Origin of the sequence: Paenibacillus sp. FSL R5-0341 (assembly GCF_037975235.1) — a bacterium.
GTDB lineage: Bacteria > Bacillota > Bacilli > Paenibacillales > Paenibacillaceae > Paenibacillus > Paenibacillus amylolyticus_A.
The window spans coordinates 2,074,229-2,096,650 of the sequence record NZ_CP150241.1; the positions used below are offsets into that span (position 1 = coordinate 2,074,229).

At 47.2% G+C, this 22,422-nt stretch carries 18 protein-coding genes; 14 read left to right on the plus strand and 4 right to left on the minus strand.

Annotated elements, in window-relative coordinates; genetic code table 11:
- Positions 1–161: 161 nt before the first annotated feature.
- On the minus strand, positions 162–1,583 hold the full coding sequence (locus MKX75_RS09475) for a PLP-dependent aminotransferase family protein (RefSeq protein WP_339169400.1): 1,422 nt from the start codon (positions 1,581–1,583) through the stop codon (positions 162–164).
- A 158-nt stretch (positions 1,584–1,741) separates the two neighbouring features.
- On the opposite strand from MKX75_RS09475, the gene MKX75_RS09480 reads away from it, so the two are divergent.
- From MKX75_RS09480 to MKX75_RS09500, 5 genes are all read left to right on the plus strand, one after another.
- On the plus strand, positions 1,742–2,797 hold the full coding sequence (locus MKX75_RS09480) for an LLM class oxidoreductase (RefSeq protein WP_217697044.1): 1,056 nt from the start codon (positions 1,742–1,744) through the stop codon (positions 2,795–2,797).
- A gap of 4 nt (positions 2,798–2,801) precedes the next feature.
- Positions 2,802–3,362, plus strand: coding sequence for a methylated-DNA--[protein]-cysteine S-methyltransferase (locus tag MKX75_RS09485; protein ID WP_339169402.1), 561 nt, complete (start codon positions 2,802–2,804; stop codon positions 3,360–3,362).
- A 115-nt stretch (positions 3,363–3,477) separates the two neighbouring features.
- Positions 3,478–4,827 carry an FAD-binding oxidoreductase gene (locus MKX75_RS09490; RefSeq protein ID WP_076330348.1) on the plus strand — a complete coding sequence of 450 codons (1,350 nt, stop codon included), beginning with the start codon at positions 3,478–3,480 and terminating at the stop codon, positions 4,825–4,827.
- Between the two features lie 128 nt (positions 4,828–4,955).
- Complete coding sequence (locus MKX75_RS09495; protein ID WP_076330349.1) at positions 4,956–5,789, plus strand: AraC family transcriptional regulator; 834 nt, start codon at positions 4,956–4,958, stop codon at positions 5,787–5,789.
- Between the two features lie 191 nt (positions 5,790–5,980).
- On the plus strand, positions 5,981–7,030 hold the full coding sequence (locus MKX75_RS09500; protein WP_339169403.1) for an NAD(P)/FAD-dependent oxidoreductase: 1,050 nt from the start codon (positions 5,981–5,983) through the stop codon (positions 7,028–7,030).
- 112 nt (positions 7,031–7,142) lie between these two features.
- Here the strand turns inward: MKX75_RS09500 and MKX75_RS09505 are convergent, their stop codons facing one another.
- From MKX75_RS09505 to MKX75_RS09515, 3 genes are all read right to left on the minus strand, one after another.
- Entirely contained in the window at positions 7,143–7,439 is a 297-nt protein-coding gene (locus MKX75_RS09505; protein ID WP_145146789.1) for a putative quinol monooxygenase, read from the minus strand.
- A 96-nt stretch (positions 7,440–7,535) separates the two neighbouring features.
- Positions 7,536–8,186, minus strand: coding sequence for a nitroreductase family protein (locus MKX75_RS09510; RefSeq protein ID WP_339169404.1), 651 nt, complete (start codon positions 8,184–8,186; stop codon positions 7,536–7,538).
- 27 nt (positions 8,187–8,213) lie between these two features.
- Positions 8,214–8,633 (minus strand): MarR family transcriptional regulator, encoded by a 420-nt coding sequence (locus MKX75_RS09515; protein ID WP_062833573.1) that lies wholly within the window; start codon positions 8,631–8,633, stop codon positions 8,214–8,216.
- Positions 8,634–9,053: 420 nt separating this feature from the next.
- Here MKX75_RS09515 and MKX75_RS09520 point away from each other — a divergent pair, with 420 nt between their 5' ends.
- From MKX75_RS09520 to MKX75_RS09560, 9 genes are all read left to right on the plus strand, one after another.
- Positions 9,054–11,075 (plus strand): AraC family transcriptional regulator, encoded by a 2,022-nt coding sequence (locus MKX75_RS09520; protein WP_339170408.1) that lies wholly within the window; start codon positions 9,054–9,056, stop codon positions 11,073–11,075.
- Positions 11,076–11,141: 66 nt separating this feature from the next.
- A complete protein-coding gene (locus tag MKX75_RS09525) occupies positions 11,142–11,288 on the plus strand; it encodes a hypothetical protein (protein WP_339169405.1) in 147 nt (48 codons plus the stop codon).
- A complete protein-coding gene (locus MKX75_RS09530; RefSeq protein WP_339169406.1) occupies positions 11,281–12,729 on the plus strand; it encodes an AraC family transcriptional regulator in 1,449 nt (482 codons plus the stop codon). The genes MKX75_RS09525 and MKX75_RS09530 overlap by 8 nt, the downstream gene beginning before the upstream one ends.
- A 108-nt stretch (positions 12,730–12,837) precedes the next feature.
- On the plus strand, positions 12,838–13,818 hold the full coding sequence (locus tag MKX75_RS09535) for an ABC transporter substrate-binding protein (RefSeq protein WP_339169408.1): 981 nt from the start codon (positions 12,838–12,840) through the stop codon (positions 13,816–13,818).
- Positions 13,819–14,631: a (2Fe-2S)-binding protein gene (locus tag MKX75_RS09540; RefSeq protein WP_339169410.1), complete on the plus strand. Its 813-nt coding sequence runs from the start codon at positions 13,819–13,821 to the stop codon at positions 14,629–14,631.
- A gap of 112 nt (positions 14,632–14,743) precedes the next feature.
- Positions 14,744–15,061 (plus strand): hypothetical protein, encoded by a 318-nt coding sequence (locus MKX75_RS09545; protein WP_339169412.1) that lies wholly within the window; start codon positions 14,744–14,746, stop codon positions 15,059–15,061.
- A gap of 120 nt (positions 15,062–15,181) precedes the next feature.
- On the plus strand, positions 15,182–15,703 hold the full coding sequence (locus tag MKX75_RS09550) for a TetR/AcrR family transcriptional regulator (RefSeq protein ID WP_062833578.1): 522 nt from the start codon (positions 15,182–15,184) through the stop codon (positions 15,701–15,703).
- A 119-nt stretch (positions 15,704–15,822) separates the two neighbouring features.
- A complete protein-coding gene (locus MKX75_RS09555) occupies positions 15,823–16,782 on the plus strand; it encodes an NAD-dependent epimerase/dehydratase family protein (protein WP_339169413.1) in 960 nt (319 codons plus the stop codon).
- Between the two features lie 850 nt (positions 16,783–17,632).
- Entirely contained in the window at positions 17,633–22,396 is a 4,764-nt protein-coding gene (locus tag MKX75_RS09560) for a hypothetical protein (RefSeq protein ID WP_339170410.1), read from the plus strand.
- The last annotated feature ends 26 nt before the right edge of the window (positions 22,397–22,422 follow it).

Genomic DNA, 22,422 nt, shown 5'->3' on the forward strand with positions numbered 1-22,422 from the left:
CGCTGCCAGCGATGAGGTCAGGGGTTCGATGCCTCTAGGCTCCATATAGTAGTTAAAGAAAACACGCCTTTGATGGCGTGTTTTTTTATTTTTATCTTAATTATTCGACAGGTTAAACCCATGTTTCATCCAATTACCGCGAAAGGCTCTATGTAACTTTATCATTCACGATCTCCAAACCAAGCGCGATGAAGCGAATGTACGCCCTCTTGAATATCCTCCATACTCAAACCACCGAAACCGATCTGAACCATGGATTGCTCAGCCTGAGCTTGTTGTGCCCAGAAGGGCGATACCGGATAGACTCGGGTACCTTCCTTTTCAGCTGTGGCAATCAATTGCTGCTCGTGCATTCCATTATGTACACGCAGTAAAATGTGAAGTCCTGCATCCTCACCAATGATTGTCACGTTAGAGCCCATCAGCTGCTGAATCGTTGAAATCAGTATGGATTGCTTTTGTCGGTATACTTTGCGCATTTTGCGAATGTGGGCTTCCCAATGTCCATTTCTCATAAAAAGTTCCAAGGTATTCTGGTGAAAACGTGAAACGGTCTGATCATACAAACGGTAGTTATGCTTATTATGAAGCTCCAGCAAGTGTTTAGGCAGAACCATGTAGGCAATACGTATTGAAGGGAGCAGGCATTTTGAGAAAGTCCCCAGGTACACTGTATGTTGATGGCTATCCAGACTCTGCAAGGAAGGTATCGGCTTACCGACATATCTAAACTCGCTATCGTAATCGTCCTCAATAATAATGCCATTCTGGTCTGCTGCCCATTTCAGTAATTGCATTCTCTTGTGGAGAGGCATGACCATCCCATAGGGGAACTGGTGAGACGGTGTAATGTAAACAATGAGGGACTGGCTCTCATAGAGCTGCTGAATATGAAGCCCATCCGTTTCCAACGGAATCGGACTAAGCTGTAGACCATGATGTTGAAAAATCGTTCGAGCACCGTCATAGCCAGGCTCTTCCATCGCTATACTGCGGTTATCGGGTTTTAATAATCCAGATAACACGGCAAGTAGATATTGAATGCCAGCACCTATCATGATTTGATCTGATGAACAATTCACACCTCTTGATCCGTGCAGGTACTTGGCAATTTCCATTCGAAGTCCAGGTTCTCCAAGTGGATCACCATAAGAAAATAAGGCCTGATGGTTTTGCTGTAAGCTGAGGTTGGACAATTTACGCCAAGTAGCAAGTGGAAAATGCTCAGCATCCACATCACCATATCGAAAATTGTACTGGATTGATGGATGAGCCAGTGCGTGATCTTCCCACCCTTGTTTACGAACATGAGGAGATGAGGGCAAGGTATCCAATTGCAGATCCATAACGTATAAGCCACTTCTTGGTTTGCTTAGAACGTAACCTTCTGCTAATAACTGTTGATAGGCCAGATCAACGGTATTACGGCTAATATGTAAGTGTACAGACAGCGAACGAATGGATGGAAGCCGTGTCTGAGCTGGCAACTTCCCGTTCATAATTTCTTTCTTAATATATTGATATAGCTGGGTGTATAACGGCTCTTCAGACTCTCTCTTCAGCAATAAGGTTAAATCGATCATCTATAACCTCCTATTGGTTTTGTCAACTGATCCTATAACATAGTTTAGTTTTGTCACTACTTATGGGGTCAATGGACGATTACAATTATATCACGTCCTGTCTGGGTGGGAACATCACTCAAGACGGGGATCACCACTGCTTTAGGAGGAGACTTGAATTGGATAAAAAAATAGACTCCATTGGACAAATGGAGAGAGGTCAACAATCCGCACTGAATATGGGTGCATTTCATAATCATTCCGGTTTCCGGCGTATGTTTGCCCCGGATCAATTGACAATAGGCCTATTTCTACCGCTTAGATTTTATACAGGTAACATGGATGTTCTGAAGGGTCAGGCTGACCTGGTGGATATAATCGATCAACAACATTTTGCATCCGTGTGGGTGCGTGATGTTCCGCTATTTGATCATGGATTCCGAGATGCAGGGCAGGTATTCGATCCATTTGTTTATCTTGCCTACCTTGCTGCAAGGACCAAAAACGTATCCTTGGTAACAGGAAGTGCCATTTTCACGCTTCGCCATCCGATTGATTTAGCCAAGGCAGCCGCTTCCATTGATGTACTTTCGGGCGGACGACTTGTACTAGGCATTGCATCAGGTGATCGTCCTGCTGAGTTTCCGGCATATGGATTACATGTGGATCATCGGGATGAACGTTTTCGAGATACCGTAAAATTCTTTCGTGAGCTGATTCAGCATAACAGTCCCACCATTCAATCATCGCTGGGTCAAATGAGTGGGCTTGATTTGTTACCTAAGCCTGCAACAGGTGGTATACCACTTGTTGTGACAGGTTCAAGTAGGCAATCCTTAGATTGGATCGCAGAGCACAGTGATGGTTGGCTCACCTATCCCGAAGCGACGGCTAATGACTCCGGTCCCCGCATGCTTGGACATAAGATCAATGCGTGGCGTGAAAAAATACCTAATGGCATGTTCAAGCCGCATATGACGAACGAATGGATTGATCTTGTAGAAGATGTCAATTATCCTCGGACACCACTTCGTGGCGGGTACATATTACGTACAGGACGGGCAGGTCTCATTCAGCTTTTGGAGGAATGGCGAGCAGTCGGCGTTAATCATGCTGCACTTGGTATTCAATTTTCGAGTCGGCCACCCGCCGAGGTGATCCAGGAGTTGGCAGAGGAAGTGCTGCCATTATTTCCGACGCATACAGGTACAGCTCCAATAGCTACCGGGTGGTAAGAGAATGAAGTCAATTCATACTGAAATTAACTGGACAACCTTTACACATACTCTGTTCAACGACTTGCCAGTGAATGTAGCTGCAACGGAGCGAGGATTATGCCTGATATCTATGCCGGATGATACCCATATGAATATGAAGGAATGGGTCGTCAAGAAGTTTGTCCATGCAAATCTAGTTGAAGATCAGAACAGGCTTTCTCCATATGTGGAACAGTTGCAAGGGTATTGTGAGGGGAAAAGTAAGGCATTCGATATTCCTCTTGATCTACAGGGGACGAAATTTCAGATATCAGTGTGGCAAGCATTAATGACGATTCCATATGGTCAGATTCGCAGTTATTTGGAGATTGCGAAGATGATCGATCATCCCAAAGCCATCCGTGCAGTGGGCAGCACCAATGGAGCGAATCCGATTCCCATTGTCATTCCATGCCACCGTGTCATAGGCAAAAACGGAACATTGACTGGTTATAGTGGCGGATTAAAGATGAAAGAAAAGTTGCTTCAACTGGAAGGATACGATAGATACACGGTTTCGGGTCATCCTCGATTCAATTTTTAGAAGGTCAGATTATTTTTATACATTCGCCCATTCCCTCCGCGAATGCCCTTCATACAGTATAAAGTGCCTTGTGTTGCAATACTGTAGAACATTTGTTCAATAGGGAGTGGGACGTGTGAAATCATCAACAAAGCTTACCGGACGGGTTATTTATAAAGGAGATCCGGGATATGAAGCGGCGCGCAAGAACTGGGACCCGCATACCGACAAATATCCTAAAGTCTTTGTATTTGCTCAAAAAACGAAAGACGTCTCCAATGCCATCAAATGGGCTCGTGAAAACAATGTACCGATCAGGCCGCGTAGTGGCAGACATGCGCTTGAGGTCAATCTTTCACAGGTTAACGGCGGAATTGTGATTGATGTGAGTGATCTGAATTCCATTAAGCTTGATAAGAAAAATGGAACCGTTGTTGTGGGGACGGGTAATCGAGTGGGAAGAATTGCGAATACCCTTGCCAAGCAAGGATTCATAGCTCCTTTTGGTGATAGCCCTACCGTAGGGATCGGTGGAATTACATTAGGTGGGGGAATTGGGCCTCTCCAGCGTACCATCGGTCTTATCAGTGATAACTTGCTTGAGGTAGAGATGGTGGATGCCAACGGAAAAGTGATTCGGGCCAATAAAAATCGTAATTCAGATCTCTTTTGGGCCTCGAGGGGAGGAGGCGGTGGTAACTTCGGAGTATACACTCGTTACAAATTCAAAGTGCGCCGTGCTCCAGCGAAGGCTACTGTATTTAAAATCACCTGGCCATGGTCTCAATTCGAAGAGGTACTTAAAGTATGGCAGAGGTGGGCTCCCTCAGTTGATACGAGACTGGGCAGCGAGTTGTCCATCGGACCGAAAAAGGGTGGCAACGTCCTTATGGAAGGGCTGTTCTTAGGCTCTAAAACAGAGGCTCTCCGTTTATTACGGCCAATTACGAGTGTTGGCACACCGACAAGTTCCATTGTTCGTTTGTTACCTTACACAGAAGTTGTGAAGTTCTTATTACAACCTGATCCGACCGAGACTCAACGGTATAGCAACCAGTTCTCGTCCGGTTTTGGACGAAAACCATTCCCCGACAAAGCGATTAAATCGATGCGCGCATTTTTGGAGAACTTGGAAGAGGGACCAGGCGGGTTCTATTTCCTCAACTGGGGCGGAGCGGTAAGTCGCAAATCACCTAGATCTACCGCGTTCTTCTGGCGCAAAGAGAAGTTCTATGTGGAATGGACCAGTACGTGGCTCAAACCATCCCATGCCGCCAAAAATATCGCACTCGCTCGTAATACTCGCAAGAAATTGCAACCATACATTGTGGGTTCCTATATCAACGTTCCAGACCAAGGGATCAAGAATTCCGGTCCAGTGTACTATGGAGCCAACTATGCCAGACTGCGGAGAGTCAAAGCCAAGTATGACCCGAAAAATGTATTCAACAATCCGCAAAGCATCACGCCGGCTCGGAGAGTATAATCCATTGTAACCTGTTCAATGAGTGAAGAAACACGCCTTAATTGGCGTGTTTTTTGCTATGTATGTTAGTATAAATGCCAAAACCAAAAATGAAATCAAGTCATTGATATAGAGAGCAGGTGCACGCCATGATTGATGTAGATCAACTAGCCAACACATTTGCAAGCAGTCATTATGAGATACATGAGGTCAACCGATTGGTGATCCAGCCCAGAAGTATACTGCGTGAATTTAAAACTCTGAAGTACGGGTTTCTTTTTGTAATGCGTGGAGAAGCACGAATGACGGTCAATGGAACGATATACGAACTACAATCCGGGTCAGTGTTTCATGCGGCTCCTGGCATGAAGATGGATTCCCGAGTCATCAGCGAAACCGAGTATGAATACTACGCTGTATTCTATGGGTCGGACAAGATAGATGAGAAAAAAGAACAAGACGTCCACAATGCATTGAAGGTCCATTTCAAAATGGATCAGGCAGTCAATCCGAGGATCGTAGAATTATTGGCGATGTTGCAAGAACATGCTTATCATTCTGGGGGGATGGAAAAGCTTCGAGTGAAGCAACTATTTCTGAGTATCCTGGTCGAGGTTCTGATGGGGTACAGGCAGCGGGAAAGTGTAACTTCTCCGAGTGAACAGGTCATTGAGGAAGCTTTGTCTTACATTAATGTCAATTACATGAATCCGCTGACACTGGACGAGTTAGCAGAGACACATGGCATGAATTCCAAGCAGTTTTCCTATTTTTTTCATAAGTATACGGGATTACGACCCATTGATTATGTCATCCATCATCGTATGGAGAGGGCAAGGGATCTGTTGAAATCGGGGAATTTTCTTATCCGTGATGTAGCCATCAGTGTAGGGTATCCTAATCCGTTATATTTCAGCAGAGTGTTTAAAAATAAATTCGGTGTATCTCCCTCAGCATATGCGGATCAGTTAGAAAGGCATTAATACTAATTTCAACATGTACTTGAATTAAATTAGACAATAATACATATGGAATTCGTGATTTGTGTATTCGCATGAGCGCTCATCCTTGCTATCCTATTTAATGATAATGAGAATCATTATTAATATATGTATCAAATACGTGAACCGGCCCATCATTGGGCAGAACATATTTAGAAATGAGGGCATACAGGATGAACGAGCGTGAAGTATTTGATGTAACCATTATCGGTGGAGGACCCGCTGGTTTATTTTCGGCTTTTTATAGTGGGCTGCGTGAGATGAAAACGAAAATTATTGAATTCCAACCTTATCTGGGCGGGAAGGTACATGTTTATCCTGAAAAGATGATCTGGGACGTAGGAGGGTTACAACCTGTTCCCGGTGCCCAGTTAATCGAACAGATCGTCAATCAGGGACTGACATTTCAGCCAGAGGTAGTTCTTGGAGAAAAGATCACGTCCATATCGAAAGATGAACAAGGGTATTTTGCACTGCACACAGCCTCCACAGAGGTGCATTACTCCAAAACCGTGATCTTGGCTATCGGCGGAGGAATCTTGAAACCAATCAAACTGGAGATTGAAGGAGCAGAACGTTTTGAAGTGTCCAATCTACATTACACCGTCAAATCACTCTCCCACTTCAAAGACAAAACGGTTCTCATTTCCGGTGGAGGGAATGCGGCGATTGATTGGGCGAATGAACTCGCACTTATTGCCAAACAAGTCTATCTGACGTATCGGAAAGATACACTGAAGGGGCATGAAGCTGAAATATCTCGTCTTGGCAACAGTTCGGTCGAGTGCCTGCTTAATACAACGATCGAGAAGTTGGTCGCTACAGATGATCATCAACAGATTGAGACGGTTGTGTTGAAACGCAATGAGGATGGCGCAGCACTTGAGCTGGCAGTGGATGAGGTCATCATTAACTATGGCTATGAGCGTGATAAGGAATTGCTGGTCAACAGTCATATTCAGATTGATATGAAGGATCATTGGATTGCAGGAACGCCGGTCAGCGAGACATCCGTACCGGGCATCTATGCTGCGGGTGATATTTTGCATCATGAAGGAAAGCTTCATCTGATTGCCGGAGCGTTCCAGGACGCAGCCAATGCTGTGAATCGAGCGAAGTTGCATGTGGCACCTGAAGCGAATGCACACGGGATGGTCTCCTCGCACAATGATTTGTTTACTCAGAAAAATCGCGAATTAATGAAAGATTTGTACACCAAGTAATGCGGATCTGAAGTGAACGTATTTTCAAAAGAAAACTAAAAAAGCCGCCCTCGGTCATATGACCAAGAGCGGCTTCTTCACATGCCAACTACGCATGCCAGACATTTAGCAATTAAGCTTTAACTTGTTCTCCAGCAAATACTTCAACGTTCATTGGAGCGGCCATGAATGCTGCAGCTTGTTGTACAAAAGCTTGGAAATGCGCGCTTGTGTTGTGGGAAGCTGTAGCAGCTTCATCTTTCCAGAGCTCGATCATTGTGTATTGTTGTTCTTGTTCTGTGCTCTTCGCCAGGTCATAGCTGATATTGCCTTCTTCTTGACGTGTTGCAGCAATCAGTTCTTTCGCAGATGCGAGGAATGCTTGCTCTTGGTCCGGTTTAACTTGCAGATGCGCGTGAATGATAATCATAGTGTATAACCTCCATATTGTGTTTGTTGGATTGTGTTAAGAATGTAAGCTTATTGACCAATATAATCATGACTTACAGGGAAAGCGTCCCTGATATTATGCCCAAGTTGTGATTGTATCTACGGGCAGACGGTAGGAAGGGTGGCCTTCTTTAGCCGATTTACCGATCGAGATCAACATAACAGGTTGATAACGCTCTTTGTCCATGCCGAATGCTTCTGCAATTTGATCTTTTTCGTAACCACCGATTGGGTTGGTGTCATAACCATGAGCACGTGCAGCAAGCATCAATTGCATGGAAGCAAGACCTGCATCAATCAGGTTAACGTCGCGAAGATCGGCAGCAGGCATGTTGTCATAGTAAGGTTTAACAAATTGAACTTGTGCGTCTTTAACTTCTTGTGGCATGTAACCATGCTCTACCGCTTTGCTGAAGATCTCTTCCAGGTATTCAGCATTATTCATGTCGATAAATACGCCAACCACAGCTGCCGAAGTCAACACTTGATTTTGATTGAATTTAGCAAGAGGCGCGAGTTTTTCTTTGCCTTCAGCTGTATCTACAACAAGAAAACGCCAAGGTTGCATATTAACGGAAGAAGGTGCACGTGAAGCTTCTGCCAGAATTTCTGTCATTTCTTCACGACTGATTTTTACCTCAGGATCGTAAAGCTTAACAGAACGGCGACCGTAAGTAATTTCGTTAAAATCATTAGTTTTTTGGAATTTGCTTTCAATTGTACTCATGGATAAATCTCTCCTCTATATATAGGTTTAAAAATTATTCTGCATACGTTCCAGGTAATCGGCGAGAGCCTGAACTTCATCTTCACTGAAATCCTGCAAAATTTGGTTGATGAAATTGGTCTTCTCTGCTTTGTAGCCTTCAATCTGCTTCCGACCATGGTCCGTCAGACGAACAAAAGTTACCCGATTATCTTCGGGGTTCTTGCGTCTGGTAACCATCAGGTCCGCCTCAAGCTGTTTCAAGTGGCGTGTAATCGCAGCACTATCAATGTTAATGATTTTCTGCAGCATGGATTGGTTAATCTCATCGACCTGATCCAGTTCATGCAGAATTTCAAAGCGAGAAGAACTGATGCCAGTACAGCGTTCGAACTTGGGACTGATTTTGTTGCCCAGCACGTTCAGCAGGTTGATGATCTGTTCTTCTTTGGAAACAATACGTGTCATGACTAGACCTCCCGGGTGAATCTGAATCATGAACAACGGCGTATGTTAACCAATAATGAAAGTTGCAGTATACAATGCCATTGCCTAATGATTATTTGGATGCTCTCGATCATTGATGTATCAATAGTTGATGCCTCAATCATTGATGGCTCAATTAATATATCATGCCTTTTAACATTTTGCAACAGGTTCAGAAGAAGAGGATGATTATACCTGTATTATCCCGGTACATAAGCATTGTCGTCTGTATAGGATGTCCATCTGCATAAGTTTATATCGATTGTACAAGTTATTGAGAATTATTATCAATTAATCTATAATAAAAGAAAATGTACATAACGAGCGAACGTAACAGGCAGTTCATACAACAGATGAGAGGGCATGAAGGTGCATCTGGATCGGAGGATAAGTATCAAGGTGATGAATTTGAATGATCACATCAGGCTGTGGAACCATGTTTTTGTCAAAATACTAGATGTACGCCAAAACGCTTTGCATCCTGGCGAGAAGCTGAAGAATTATCAACTGCCAGCGAGCACCTATCTATATATCATCGATGGAAGTGCTCGGATACGAATGGATCAACACAGATATATCGTGGATGGGTTCCACATTGTTCATGGGGGCAAGCACGCGTACTTAAACATGGAGACGGATTCGGGCGTGGCGTATTATATGATTTTGTACAAAGCCATTCTGGCGTTGCCCTGTGGTATGGAGATTCAGCATCTGATGGACCATGAACGTCCGTTCCAGGACCAATATGCACTTGTACCCACCCGTCCGCTAGACATGTATCAATGTATGGAGGAATTGAAACGGGAGTGGGAACAGTCCACGAAACTCGCAAAGTTACATGCCAGAACCTTATTTCATCAGTGGGTATATTTTTTGTTGGAAGACTTATATAGACAATCCATTCAGCCATATAAACCGGATACAGTCATGCAGGCTATTGATTATATGAACGCACATCTGCATGAACCTATAGCTCTTGATGTAATGGCAGAAGCATTGGAATGCAGTGTGGGACATTTATCCAGATTGTTCAAACAAAAGTTGAACATCAGTCCCATCCAATATCTTGGACAGATCCGAATGGAGAGGGCCGCACATCTTCTGGTGCATACGGGCGCTACGTTGCAACAGATTGCTGAACAGGTCGGTTATCCGGATGCGCATTCGCTGAGTCGCAGCTTCAAAAAAATCAAAGGACTATCTCCAATTCGCTACAAAAAAGGATTAAGCCAACGGTTAAGTAAGCCGCAAAAGGCATTGGAATTGAACCATGAGCAAGATTTGCCCAGTGTGATGCAAGAAAATGCCCTTCATCCGCTACATCCCTCTCTATATAATGATATTGATTATCAATATCAAAAGAATGTTGGAGGGGAATTACTGATGCAAGGAAAATTCAAAATCACAGCACTAAGCATGATGCTGTGTCTCACGCTATTACTGGCGGCCTGTTCCAGTCCTGCACCGTCTGCAAGTAGTACACAAACAGAGACTACTGCGACTACTACACAATCGAGTAACCAAGCAGCGGAATCAGGAAAATCGACTGCACAGCCAGAGACGCGAACCATCTCTACATTAAGAGGAGATGTCGTGATCCCGGCCAATCCGGAGCGTGTTGCTTCAGATCAATATATGGGTTATCTGCTGAAACTGGGCATTATACCGGTTGGTGTGAGAACGTTCATGTTGAACGAATCTTGGATTGAGAAGTCCGATATTCCTGCCGACGTCATAGCCGGTATTGAAGATTTGGGAGGAGAATTCCCCATGAATCTGGAGAAGCTGGTATCGCTTGAGCCAGATCTTATCATCGGTTCCATTGATAAAAATATCGAGGATTACGAGAAAATTGCAACGACTGTCTTTTTACCCTATTGGGAGGGTGAAACGACCTCAGGTCCACTCGAAAAACTGCGCCGGATCGCTGGTGTTTTTGGGAAAGAGAAGGAAGCAGAGGCATGGATTACAACTTATGAAGAGAAGGTCGAAGAAGCCAAGAAACGGATCGATGGTATTATTAAAGATGGCGAGACCGTATCCATTGTACAGATCGGTAACAAAGCGATGTATGTCATGGGCGCAGATGGTGGTAACTACGGTAGTTCCACCATCTATGAGATGCTGAAACTGCCTCCTACCCAGCAGGCATTGGAGATGAAGGAAGGCTTCGAAAGTATCTCCCTTGAAGTGCTGCCGGAGTATATGGGAGATCATATCTTCGTATATGGTTCGGGGGACGCAGACGCAGAAGAGGTACTGAACAGTGAAGTGTGGAAACATCTTCCTGCTGTGCAGAAAGGTCAGGTATATGCTTATGGCTCCTTTGGAGATAAAGGCGACGAGTTCGTGATGGAAGATCCATATTCACTGGAATTGCAGCTGGATACGATCACGAACATATTATTGAAAGCTAAAAAATAGAGTCTAATCAGGCGATTACAGGGTTCGATTTGAACAGGGAAGGGACGTCAGGATGGAAGAAAATGATTGGATAAAACGACTGGAGAAACTTTATTTCACTGCTGTCCACGTCTGCCATTACTCCAGCAATCCGGGGGCTGTCCAGCGCAGGATCTGGAAGAGATTCGCCATTTGCAGGGTCATTGCTGGCAGGGGATCTTTGTCTATGGATAACGTTGTCCATACGGTGTCTCAGGACGAGTGGTTTTTGTTGAAGCCAGGAATGCATGTGGAGTTTCAGACGGATATGGAAGCACCTGTCCGATATCAGATCATTTTATTTTCTTGCGTGGCACTTACCCGGAGTCGGAAGGCCTGGCATACCGAGGTACTTGATTTCCCTGTTACGGGCAAGCTTCATATTCCTTCAAGTACACGTGATATTCAGGAGATGATGGATACTCTGGTGAGTGGAAAACACACTTTCACGAGTCTGGAAAAGACGCGCAGGAAACATCTTTTACATCAGTTGTTGATTCAGTTGATGATTCACGTGAAAGAAGAAACCCCACCTGTAGCAGGTATGGATCGGGCACTTGAATACATGACGCATCAGTATATGAAAGACATTCGAATCGATCAGATGGCCCGCATGGCAGGGCTTAGTGTGAATCATTTTATAAGAACGTTCAAACGGCAATTAAACATGACTCCGATCGAATATATTCTTAAACAACGTATGGCTAAGGCTAAGCAGCTGTTATTTTCTTCAGATAAAATCAAGGAAATCGCGGAGCAAGTAGGTTATAGGGACGAGCACTATTTCAGCAGGGTCTTCAAGAAAAACGAAGGTGTCGCCCCGACGTTGTATATGAAAAATAAAGTGAGTCGCATTGCCACATTGTATTACGGGTTGGATGACTACGTAATAACGCTTGGGATGACGCCAGTGTCCGCACTATCTTATGGTCAGAGAGTGGCCCGACATGTTGCTGTTCCTGCGCTTCAAGCGCACAGTCATCAGGGACTTATCCTGGACAGCTTCAATCAGAACTATGACGGGTTGAGGCGAGTCCAACCGGACCTGATCATTACAAGTGATCGTTTAGAGCCGAATGAATCCCTGCATCATATCGCACCTACGGCGATGCTGGAGCACACCAACCATTTTGGTGAGAGACTTCTGTATATGGCGGACATTATGGGCCGTAGGGAACAGGCTGTACATTGGATTGAACAGCATGCTGAACTGGGCCGGATTCTTCAAGGGCGCGTTCAATCGAGGTGGGGGAAGCAGAGTGCTATGTTCATCCGGGTGTCCTCTCATTTCTACCGAATGTATGGATTGAATAACCAGACAGGCGCTCTCTTGTACGATGATCTGGGATTTCAATTGCCACGTTATTTTCCGGAAAAACAGTGGGCTGTGGAGACGAAAGCTGGCGATTTGCAGTTATACGACACGGATCATATATTTGTAATGGTGGATCCGACGGAAGAGGCGCGGGCTCAATTGCGACAATTGCAGCAATCTAGTGAATGGTTGGCATTAAGGGCTGTTCAAGAAGGCTGTGTCTATAATGCAGGAGATATTTTCTTCAAAACGCTGGGTCCAACCGGACGTATGTGGGCTATGCGATATGTAGCAGAGCAACTGGGTGTTACCGTGCGGTGATATTGTGCAAGTGAAGAGCGTGGAATAATCCATGGCAAGCCCGTTCGCTTTTCCCTACTATAGTGATAATGATTATTATTATTAAATAGTAGAGGGGATTTACTACAAATGGTAAGACAGAGAGTAACAACGATGATACTGTTGGCCTTGCTTGTGCTCGTTCTGGCGGCATGTGGCAAGACAGTGGAAGTAACGGAAGCAACGCCTCAGCCACAGGATACACCTGTGGAAGAGAGTGGTACTCAAACGATTGAACATCTCAAAGGAACAGCGGTTGTACCGCAAAAGATAGAGCGTATGGTTGTATTATCCGCCGCCTACATCGATCACATGCTAACGATTGGTGAAAAACCAGCAGGCGTTAATGTAGAGGTACGTTACGGGGGAGATTACCTGCCTTATCTTGCAGATCAGCTGGCCGGTGTTCCAACGGTAGGGTCGGCAGATAGTCCCAATCTGGAGGCTATCCTGCAGATTGGTCCGGATGTCATCGTTGTTGAGAGTCGAACTGCGGAGAGTACATATGAGCAGTTGGAGAAAATCGCTCCGACGATTGTACTTGGTAACGAATGGCTGGATTATGAAGATGACACAACGTATTGGACACAGGATCTGTTGACCATTGCCGGATTATTCAACAAGGTTGATCTGGCCAAGGAGAAAATCGCTGAGGTGGAACAACAGGCAGAACAACTAACAGCGAAGATCGAACAACTGGATCAGAAAAAGCTGGCTTACTTACGTGTAAGAGAGAAGACCTTGCAAATTTATGCGGAAAAAGGGCATCCAACCAACACATTGTTGTATCATGATCTTGGATTTGTACCCACTTCTGTGACGCCTGCCGAACAACGTGAGGACCTGTCCATGGAGAAAATCGCGGATATCGATGCCAATTTCGTCGTTCTTGAGGTTGATCCGAATGCCGAGGAGTATTTGAACAACATCAACGCAAGCTCACTCTGGAAGGGAGTACCGGCTGTTGGTGCAGATCAGGTCTATACAACAGACTCGTTCTGGCTGTTTAAGGGCTGGGGGGTAATCGGTCGCAGCGAGATTATTAACGAAGTTGAAGATATGATTCAATAGATGGAACGTTATCTAGGGCATAACCATTCAGAGATGTCGGCAACATTACAGCATTTTTTTGTGACGACAATTCGAGCGAACTGCGATGATTTCAAGTATCCTTTCCGTGTGAAGGATCTGCTGAATGAAGAGAAACGAGATTCGATATTGCGTGAACAGGCCATGCAGCAAGGGCTTCAACTGGACGGTAAAGGGAGTGTGGCCGTCGGTACACTTTTTGCCAAGCGCTATTCGGTGCTGGTGATGGCCGTGATCTCTGCATTCAGTCTGTACGACATTCCACTTAGTATGGCAGACGATGATGTGCGATTTGAATTGAATGGAGCAGGTGGCATGCGATATGAGACCCGGTTGGAGAGAATCTCTCTGGAGGGTGAAGATTCTGTTCAGCGCAGGTCAGAGAGTATCTTGCTCAAGAAGAAAATGCTGCTACATCTGGAACCTGTTCTGCGAGCGGTAGCTGACGGTACAGGAGCGAGTTATAACGTCATGTGGACTCTGGTTGCGCATAATGTGCAACAATTGTATGTACGTATGGTCAATGATCAAAGAATATGGAAGACGGATCAACGGCTTGCACAGATCCAGGAAGATCAATGCATATGGCTCGACGAAGTAAATGAAAATGCATTTACTTTTGCCATCGAGCTGAATCGTTTTGATCACCCTGAGTGGCAAGGAACGCCGCTCTTAATACGCCGATATTGTTGTTTGGCTTATCAGGTTGGAGACGGCAGTCATTCACATGGTTATTGCAACAGTTGTCCGAAGCTGGATTCGGAATCCCGATTGCGCAATCTTCTACAGCAGTGAACTGACACTTTTGTACCGCATCGTCCGAATCTGTTTCAGACGATCCATGTTCTCTTCGAAACTGGCACCATTTCCGTTCACTCAAAATGAAATTCATAGCCGGTCCATTCCCATGGATCATGATGTTGCGGAATTCTTCCAAGGAATCCTGCTGAACATCGACATGTTCCACAACCTGCAGCGGCTTGAGCCAGCGTCTGCGGGTTTGTTGGTTTTGGACGGGAAAGTTACTGCCGGGTGTACTGACGAGCAATTCCTGACGAACGATGATGGCATCAGGAAACGGCTGAATCTGGTTCAGTTCGCTCGTGAGAGGGTGCAGCCAGATCATGGACTCATTCATATTTCGCAAGGATTCGTCCTTGCATTCAACCTGACGGTTGAACAGCAGTTATTTCATCAGTCGTTTCAGGCAAACGTATGGCTATAATCCGAGTAAGCTCAAGAGTTAAATGAAGTGTCACTTTATTGCGTTTTGCGTTGATTACATGAATCAGATATACTTCAGGTTATTGATCAATTCATAACTGTGCGTTGGAAGGGGAAAATGATGGCTAAAGATACAGCAGCGTCGGTTAATCGGCGAAATGATATTATCTCTGCAGCAATCGATGTGTTCGCGGAAATTGGCTATTATCGTGCGACAACAGCCCAAGTGGCTGAACGGGCACAGATCTCACAGCCGTATATCTTTCGTTTTTTCAAAACCAAAGAAGCTTTATTATTAACTGCAATTGAGGTCTCATGGACACGGGTGATTGATTCGTTTCGAATTGTGGTGGAGACGGCGACGCCAGATCAGTTGGAGAATGATCTCATTGAAGCCTACGATAAGATTCTGGAATCGCACAAGAGCGAAATTTTGCTTCAGATGCAGGCACAGACGATCCGGGAAGAAGTCATTCGTCAGGCCATGCAAAAAGGCATTAGTGATGTACGAAGCATGGTGCTTGAAGCTTTCACCGTTGCAGGTATTGCTGAACCGCTGAAAAGAACCATGATTTTCCTGGCGATCGGGATGTTATGTAATTTATCTACTGCACTGGATATGCCTGAGCTGAAGGACCGATAGAGAGGGATGGGAATTCCCTTTTTAAATTTTAGTTATTGATCAATCACTAATTATGGTTTATATTGTTTTCAGGTAAGTAATTGATCAATAACTAAATGGGTGAGAGAGGTTGATCTACGATGAAAAGAGCTATTGTGATTGGAGCCACAGGTGGAACAGGTGCAGCAATTACGGAAGAATTGATTAAAAGGGGTATTGTTACAATTGCATTTGGGCGATCCCGTCAGAAACTGGAGCAACTTGCGGTAAAGTTGGGATCACCGGATCACCTGCAAATCGCAGTGGGAGATGCATTTCGGTCGGATGATATTATCGCTGCTTCCCAAGAAACGGATGTCATGTTTCATTGTGCGAACGTCCCGTATAACGAGATGGAGAGCAGGCTGATTCCGCTGGGCGAATCCGTGATGGCGGCAGCAGAACACTTGGGTCTGAATGTGGTGGTAATAGACGGAATCTACCCTTATGGCAGAAGACAAATGAAGGAAGTAACCGAAGAACATCCGAAACAGCCACATACCCGCAAAGGCAAGACACGACTTGCATATGAACAGATGTTATTCAGCACAAGATGGACCAGAGCTCAGGTGATGATTGTTCGCTTGCCAGACTATTATGGCCCATCGGCCAATCAGGCTTCCTATCTGGGTTCAACACTTGAAGCGATAGCAAAAGGAAAGATGGCTTTTTTTATCGGGAATATGAAGGTACCCAGAGAGTACATCTATTTACCGGATGCTGCGGTCATGGTGGTGGAGCTGGCAAGCAGAGAGACGACGTATGGACAGAACTGGAACATTCCTGGATCGGGGATCATCTCGGGTCATGACATCGTGCGATTGGCACAGAAGGCTGCTGGAAGAAGCAAACCTGTGATGGCGTTAGGAAGAGTGGGATTGTCTTTGATTGGACTAGGTGTACCCGTTATGAAAGAAATTGTAGAAATGTTATATCTGACCGAGGAACCCCTGATCTTGAGTAGACAGAAGTATGTGGAACGGATTGGCCCGGTTGTGGCAACATCTTTTGAAGAAGGAATTAAGTTGACGATTAAGGAGTTGGAGTTGCGGGGGGAGTAAAGGGGAATATATTTTTTTGGAGAAAAGTAATTGATTGATCACTAACTTTGAAGGTTTCATAGGTATATTGAATAGGGGGCGCACAAAGCTAGTCCCGGGCATAGAGTGTACTATTGTAAAATGCGGGGATTTGACGTGGTGTACAAGGAGGGGGGATTTTCTTGTGAGCGGTATGTCCAAAAGGAAACGCAAAATTTCCTCAATCAGTACAGGTAAACGGAAAGCAAAAAAATTAAAAAAGCACGCTATCCAAAAAAAGAAGAGTAAATCTTGTAAGAAAAACAGATGTTCGTGCAAAAAAAAGAAAAGCCACAGGATTCCTTTCCTTCGCGGCCCACGGGGTTATCGGGGAATGAGAGGATTCACCGGGGCAACTGGAGCTACCGGGTTAACCGGAGACCCTGGGTCTCCAGGCAAAAGGGGACCAAACGGTCTAACAGGACGGACTGGAGTAACTGGAGCTACGGGTGTTACGGGTTCAACTGGAATCACGGGCAGCACCGGAATAACTGGGGTCACAGGTTCCATTGGAGTTACCGGACTGATGGGCAACACAGGTGTGACTGGAACTACCGGATTTACAGGTCCAACCGGTTCAATGGGTGAGGCGGGAGTAACTGGTTCTACTGGAAGTACAGGAGTTACAGGATTTACAGGTGCAACTGGCACCGGATTGACTGGAGTCACAGGAACAACCGGCGCAACTGGAATTACCGGATTTGGTGTTACAGGCGTGACCGGTGTTACAGGAAATACTGGTATAACCGGCTTTACAGGTCCAACTGGAGTTGCTGGATTAGCTGGGGCCACCGGGTTCACTGGAGCAACTGGTCCAACTGGAATTGGTGTGATGGGACTAACTGGAACTACTGGTGAAACAGGAAGAACGGGATCAACAGGAGCAACTGGTGTCACTGGCGAGACGGGGCTAACAGGTCCGACTGGATTAACAGGTATAACGGGAAGTACTGGTCAAACAGGAGCCACAGGAATTACGGGTGCCACTGGGGAAACGGGGATTACAGGTACGGGCCCAACTGGTGAGACAGGTTTTACTGGATCTACTGGAGAAACAGGTATCACCGGAGTCACTGGTGCGACTGGACTAACTGGTTCTACTGGAACAACAGGCATCACTGGACTGATTGGCGCCACTGGTATTACTGGTGAGACGGGTGTAACAGGCGTAACAGGTACGACAGGTGTAACGGGACCAACCGGGGCGACCGGATCTACGGGAGTTACTGGCGTTACGGGCAACACAGGTGTGACTGGATTTACTGGAATTACTGGTGCTACCGGAATTACTGGTGCTACCGGAATTACTGGTGATACAGGGTTAACAGGACCCGCTGGCACAACTGGAGTCACCGGCGCTACAGGAACAACAGGAGTCACAGGTACGACTGGAGCAACAGGAAGCACGGGTACAACTGGAGTTACTGGCGTAACCGGCACAACTGGCGTTACAGGTATCACTGGTGTGACGGGAGCTACTGGAAGCACCGGCACAGCAGGTATTACTGGATTCACAGGTGTTACAGGGGTAACCGGTCTAACTGGAGAAACTGGAACCACGGGAGTTACTGGCGTTACGGGTACTACAGGTACGACAGGTATTACAGGGGAAATCGGTCCAACTGGAGCAACAGGTTCAACAGGAGCAACCGGTACAACAGGTATTACTGGGTTTACCGGCAGTACAGGTGCAATCGGAGCAACTGGTGCCACTGGAGAAGCGGGGCTAACAGGGGCCACAGGAACGACAGGTGTGATGGGAACGACCGGGGCTACAGGCGAAACTGGAATTACAGGTACGACCGGCCCAACCGGTGAGTCAGGTTTGACTGGATCTACCGGAGTTACAGGTACGATAGGAGCAACGGGAAGTACGGGTACGACTGGTGTGACAGGAACCACTGGGGAGACCGGGTCTACGGGAACTACGGGAGTTACAGGCGTTACGGGTAATACGGGTGTAACCGGAGCTACTGGATTTACTGGTGAGATGGGGTTAACAGGAGTCACAGGACCAACTGGTGTCACCGGCACGACTGGCTTAACTGGAACAACAGGCATCACCGGACTGACTGGAGCAACTGGTATTACTGGAGAAACAGGTAGCACAGGAACAACCGGAGTAACTGGTGCGACCGGAGCCACTGGTGTCATTGGGGAAACGGGAGAAACAGGTACGACTGGAACCACGGGAAGTACAGGTGTTACTGGAGCAGCCGGTGCCACTGGCACAACTGGTGTATCAGGGGTTTCAGGAGTAACGGGAAATACGGGTGCCACAGGAATTACTGGCATCACAGGCACTACAGGCACTACGGGAACAGCCGGAGTAACCGGAGAGACGGGAGTAACTGGAATCACAGGTGTGACCGGAGCTACTGGTGTCACTGGAGAGACGGGTCTAACAGGTATTACGGGTGAGACTGGGGTTACAGGAAGCACGGGTACTTCTGGAATAACAGGCACTACGGGGGCAACTGGATTAACTGGTGAGACGGGAGCGACTGGAAATACTGGTCTAACGGGACCCATCGGTGTAACCGGCACGACAGGATTGACTGGCGTTACGGGTACCACAGGTGTGACCGGAGCCACAGGAACTACTGGTGTCACAGGAGAAACAGGAGTCACAGGTATAACGGGCACCACGGGAGTTACTGGAGTAACGGGCCTAACAGGGGGCACAGGCGTTACTGGTGCTACAGGAACTGGAACTACAGGAGCGACGGGAAATACGGGAACAACCGGCATTACGGGGCCCACCGGAGCTACTGGTTCAACTGGAGAAACAGGAGCAACAGGTGTAACCGGGGCCACCGGCGCAACAGGACCAACCGGCACGACTGGCCTAACTGGAGTTACGGGTATCACGGGTACCACAGGCATTACCGGACTGACTGGCGCCACTGGCGTAACTGGTGTCACAGGGGAAACGGGTCTAACAGGAACTATTGGCCCAACTGGTGTTACAGGATTTACTGGAGTAACAGGACCCACGGGCATCACAGGCGTGACTGGTGCTACAGGAAGTACTGGTGAAACAGGAGTTACCGGCACGACTGGTCTAACGGGATCCACCGGGGTTACAGGCACAACCGGAGTCACTGGCGAAACAGGACCAACCGGTACAACAGGTATTACTGGATATACCGGCCCAACGGGAAGTACGGGTACAACCGGTGCGACTGGTGTGTCAGGACCGACTGGTTTAACTGGCGTTACGGGCAACACAGGTATGACTGGATTTACTGGAACTACTGGTGCTACAGGGTTAACAGGAGTCACCGGCGTTACGGGAACAACAGGAGTCACAGGTACGACTGGAGCAACAGGAAGCACGGGTACAACCGGAGTTACTGGTGTAACTGGTGTCACAGGGGAAACGGGTCTAACAGGAATTACTGGCCAAACTGGTGAGACGGGTCTAACTGGGATCACAGGTGCGACTGGACTGACTGGTGTTACGGGAACTACGGGCATCACCGGACCGACTGGTTTTACTGGCGTAACTGGTTTTACAGGTGCTACAGGAGCAACCGGTCTAACGGGTATTTCTGGTGAAACAGGCGCCACCGGTACTACTGGTCAAACTGGTGAGACGGGAGTAACTGGATTCACTGGGGTGTCAGGTACTACAGGATTTACCGGAACGACGGGAGCAACTGGTGCCACTGGCATCACCGGAACTACGGGTATCACAGGTGTGACTGGAACAACCGGAGCTACTGGCGTAACGGGCACAACTGGCATTACAGGGGAAACAGGTGTAACAGGAATCACTGGTCCAACTGGTGTAACGGGATTAAGTGGAGCAACAGGAACCACTGGTAGTACAGGAGAGACGGGGGTAACAGGCGATACAGGTACGACAGGTGTAACGGGGCCAACCGGTACGACTGGCATAACCGGAGTCACAGGTACTACTGGAGTTACAGGAGAAACAGGGAGTACTGGTTCCACAGGAATAACTGGTGCCACAGGAGTTACCGGTATCACCGGAACGACAGGTATTACGGGGACGACTGGTGATACGGGATTAACTGGAGCCACGGGCATTACAGGAGAGACGGGTGTAACAGGCGTTACCGGCACAACAGGACCAACCGGAGCCACTGGTGTGACTGGCATAACTGGAGTCACAGGAGCAACGGGAAGTACGGGTACAACCGGCATTACGGGGGGAACGGGTCTAACGGGAGTCACTGGTGCGACTGGCATAACTGGAGTCACAGGAGCAACGGGGAGTACGGGTTCCACAGGAATAACTGGCGTAACCGGGCCGACTGGTGCTACTGGAATTACTGGTCCAACTGGTGTGACAGGATCAACCGGAGTTACGGGAGTAACTGGACTTACTGGATTCACTGGGGAGACGGGTCTAACCGGGATCACAGGTGCGACTGGACTGACTGGTGCTACTGGGATTACTGGCGTAACCGGATTTACAGGAGAAACAGGAATAACCGGCACGACCGGCGTTACTGGTACGACAGGTGTAACGGGACCAACTGGTGCGACTGGCATAACCGGCACGGCAGGACCAACCGGTGCGACTGGTATTACTGGCGTAACTGGATTTACAGGTGCTACAGGGGTAACCGGTCCAATGGGTATTACTGGTGAAACAGGACCAACCGGCACGACCGGCGTAACTGGAATTACGGGTGTGACTGGAGCTACTGGAGAGACGGGTGTAACAGGCACTACTGGTACGACAGGTGTAACGGGAGCAACCGGAGCCACTGGCATAACCGGTACGACTGGCGTAACTGGTGCTACGGGTACTACAGGTGCGACCGGAGCGACTGGTCTTACAGGAGCCACAGGAAGTACGGGTTCAACAGGAGTTACAGGTATAACAGGCGCGACCGGAGCAACTGGAGAAACAGGAATAACAGGAGCTGCAGGACTAACTGGTGTAACTGGGACTACAGGAACTACAGGTGCAACCGGCCCGACTGGACCAACTGGTGCTAACGGACTTACAGGAGCTACCGGCATAACTGGTGTAACTAGTGCAACTGGAGCTACGGGAGCAACAGGCATCACAGGAACTACAGGTGCGACTGGGGCAACGGGGCTGACAGGAGCTACGGGCCCAACCGGGCCCAACTTTGCAACACAAGGATTCTCGGCCTTCCTGGCGACACTTTCGACAGCAACGAGCGCACAGTTAACCAACTGGACGACAACGAGTCCTTATTACGGTAATGCCAACTTCAATGCAACAACAGGAAATTACACGGTCCCGGTGACAGGGAGATATTCCATTGTGGCCACGATCAATTATGCAACGACCGCAGCGATCGCCCTATCACTGGGTGCTGGAGTTAACCCAGCCTTTCTAGTCCAAAGGACATCACCGACAGTTACAACTCTGGTTAGTGGTTTATTGCCCGTACTCAATATAGCCGTTACACTACTAACACTGCGGGCAGTACTGGGAAGCGGTGCAGTTACTTTGGCGGTAGAAGTGGCATTGAATGCGGGAGATGTAATTGGACTGTTCTATGCCGCAAACGGGCTGACGATTACGTTGAATCTGGGCAGTGGTGCTACGAATGGCATCGTGTGGTCTGTACACGAGATCACCTAAAAACTTCTTAACGGATTGCGCGCCTA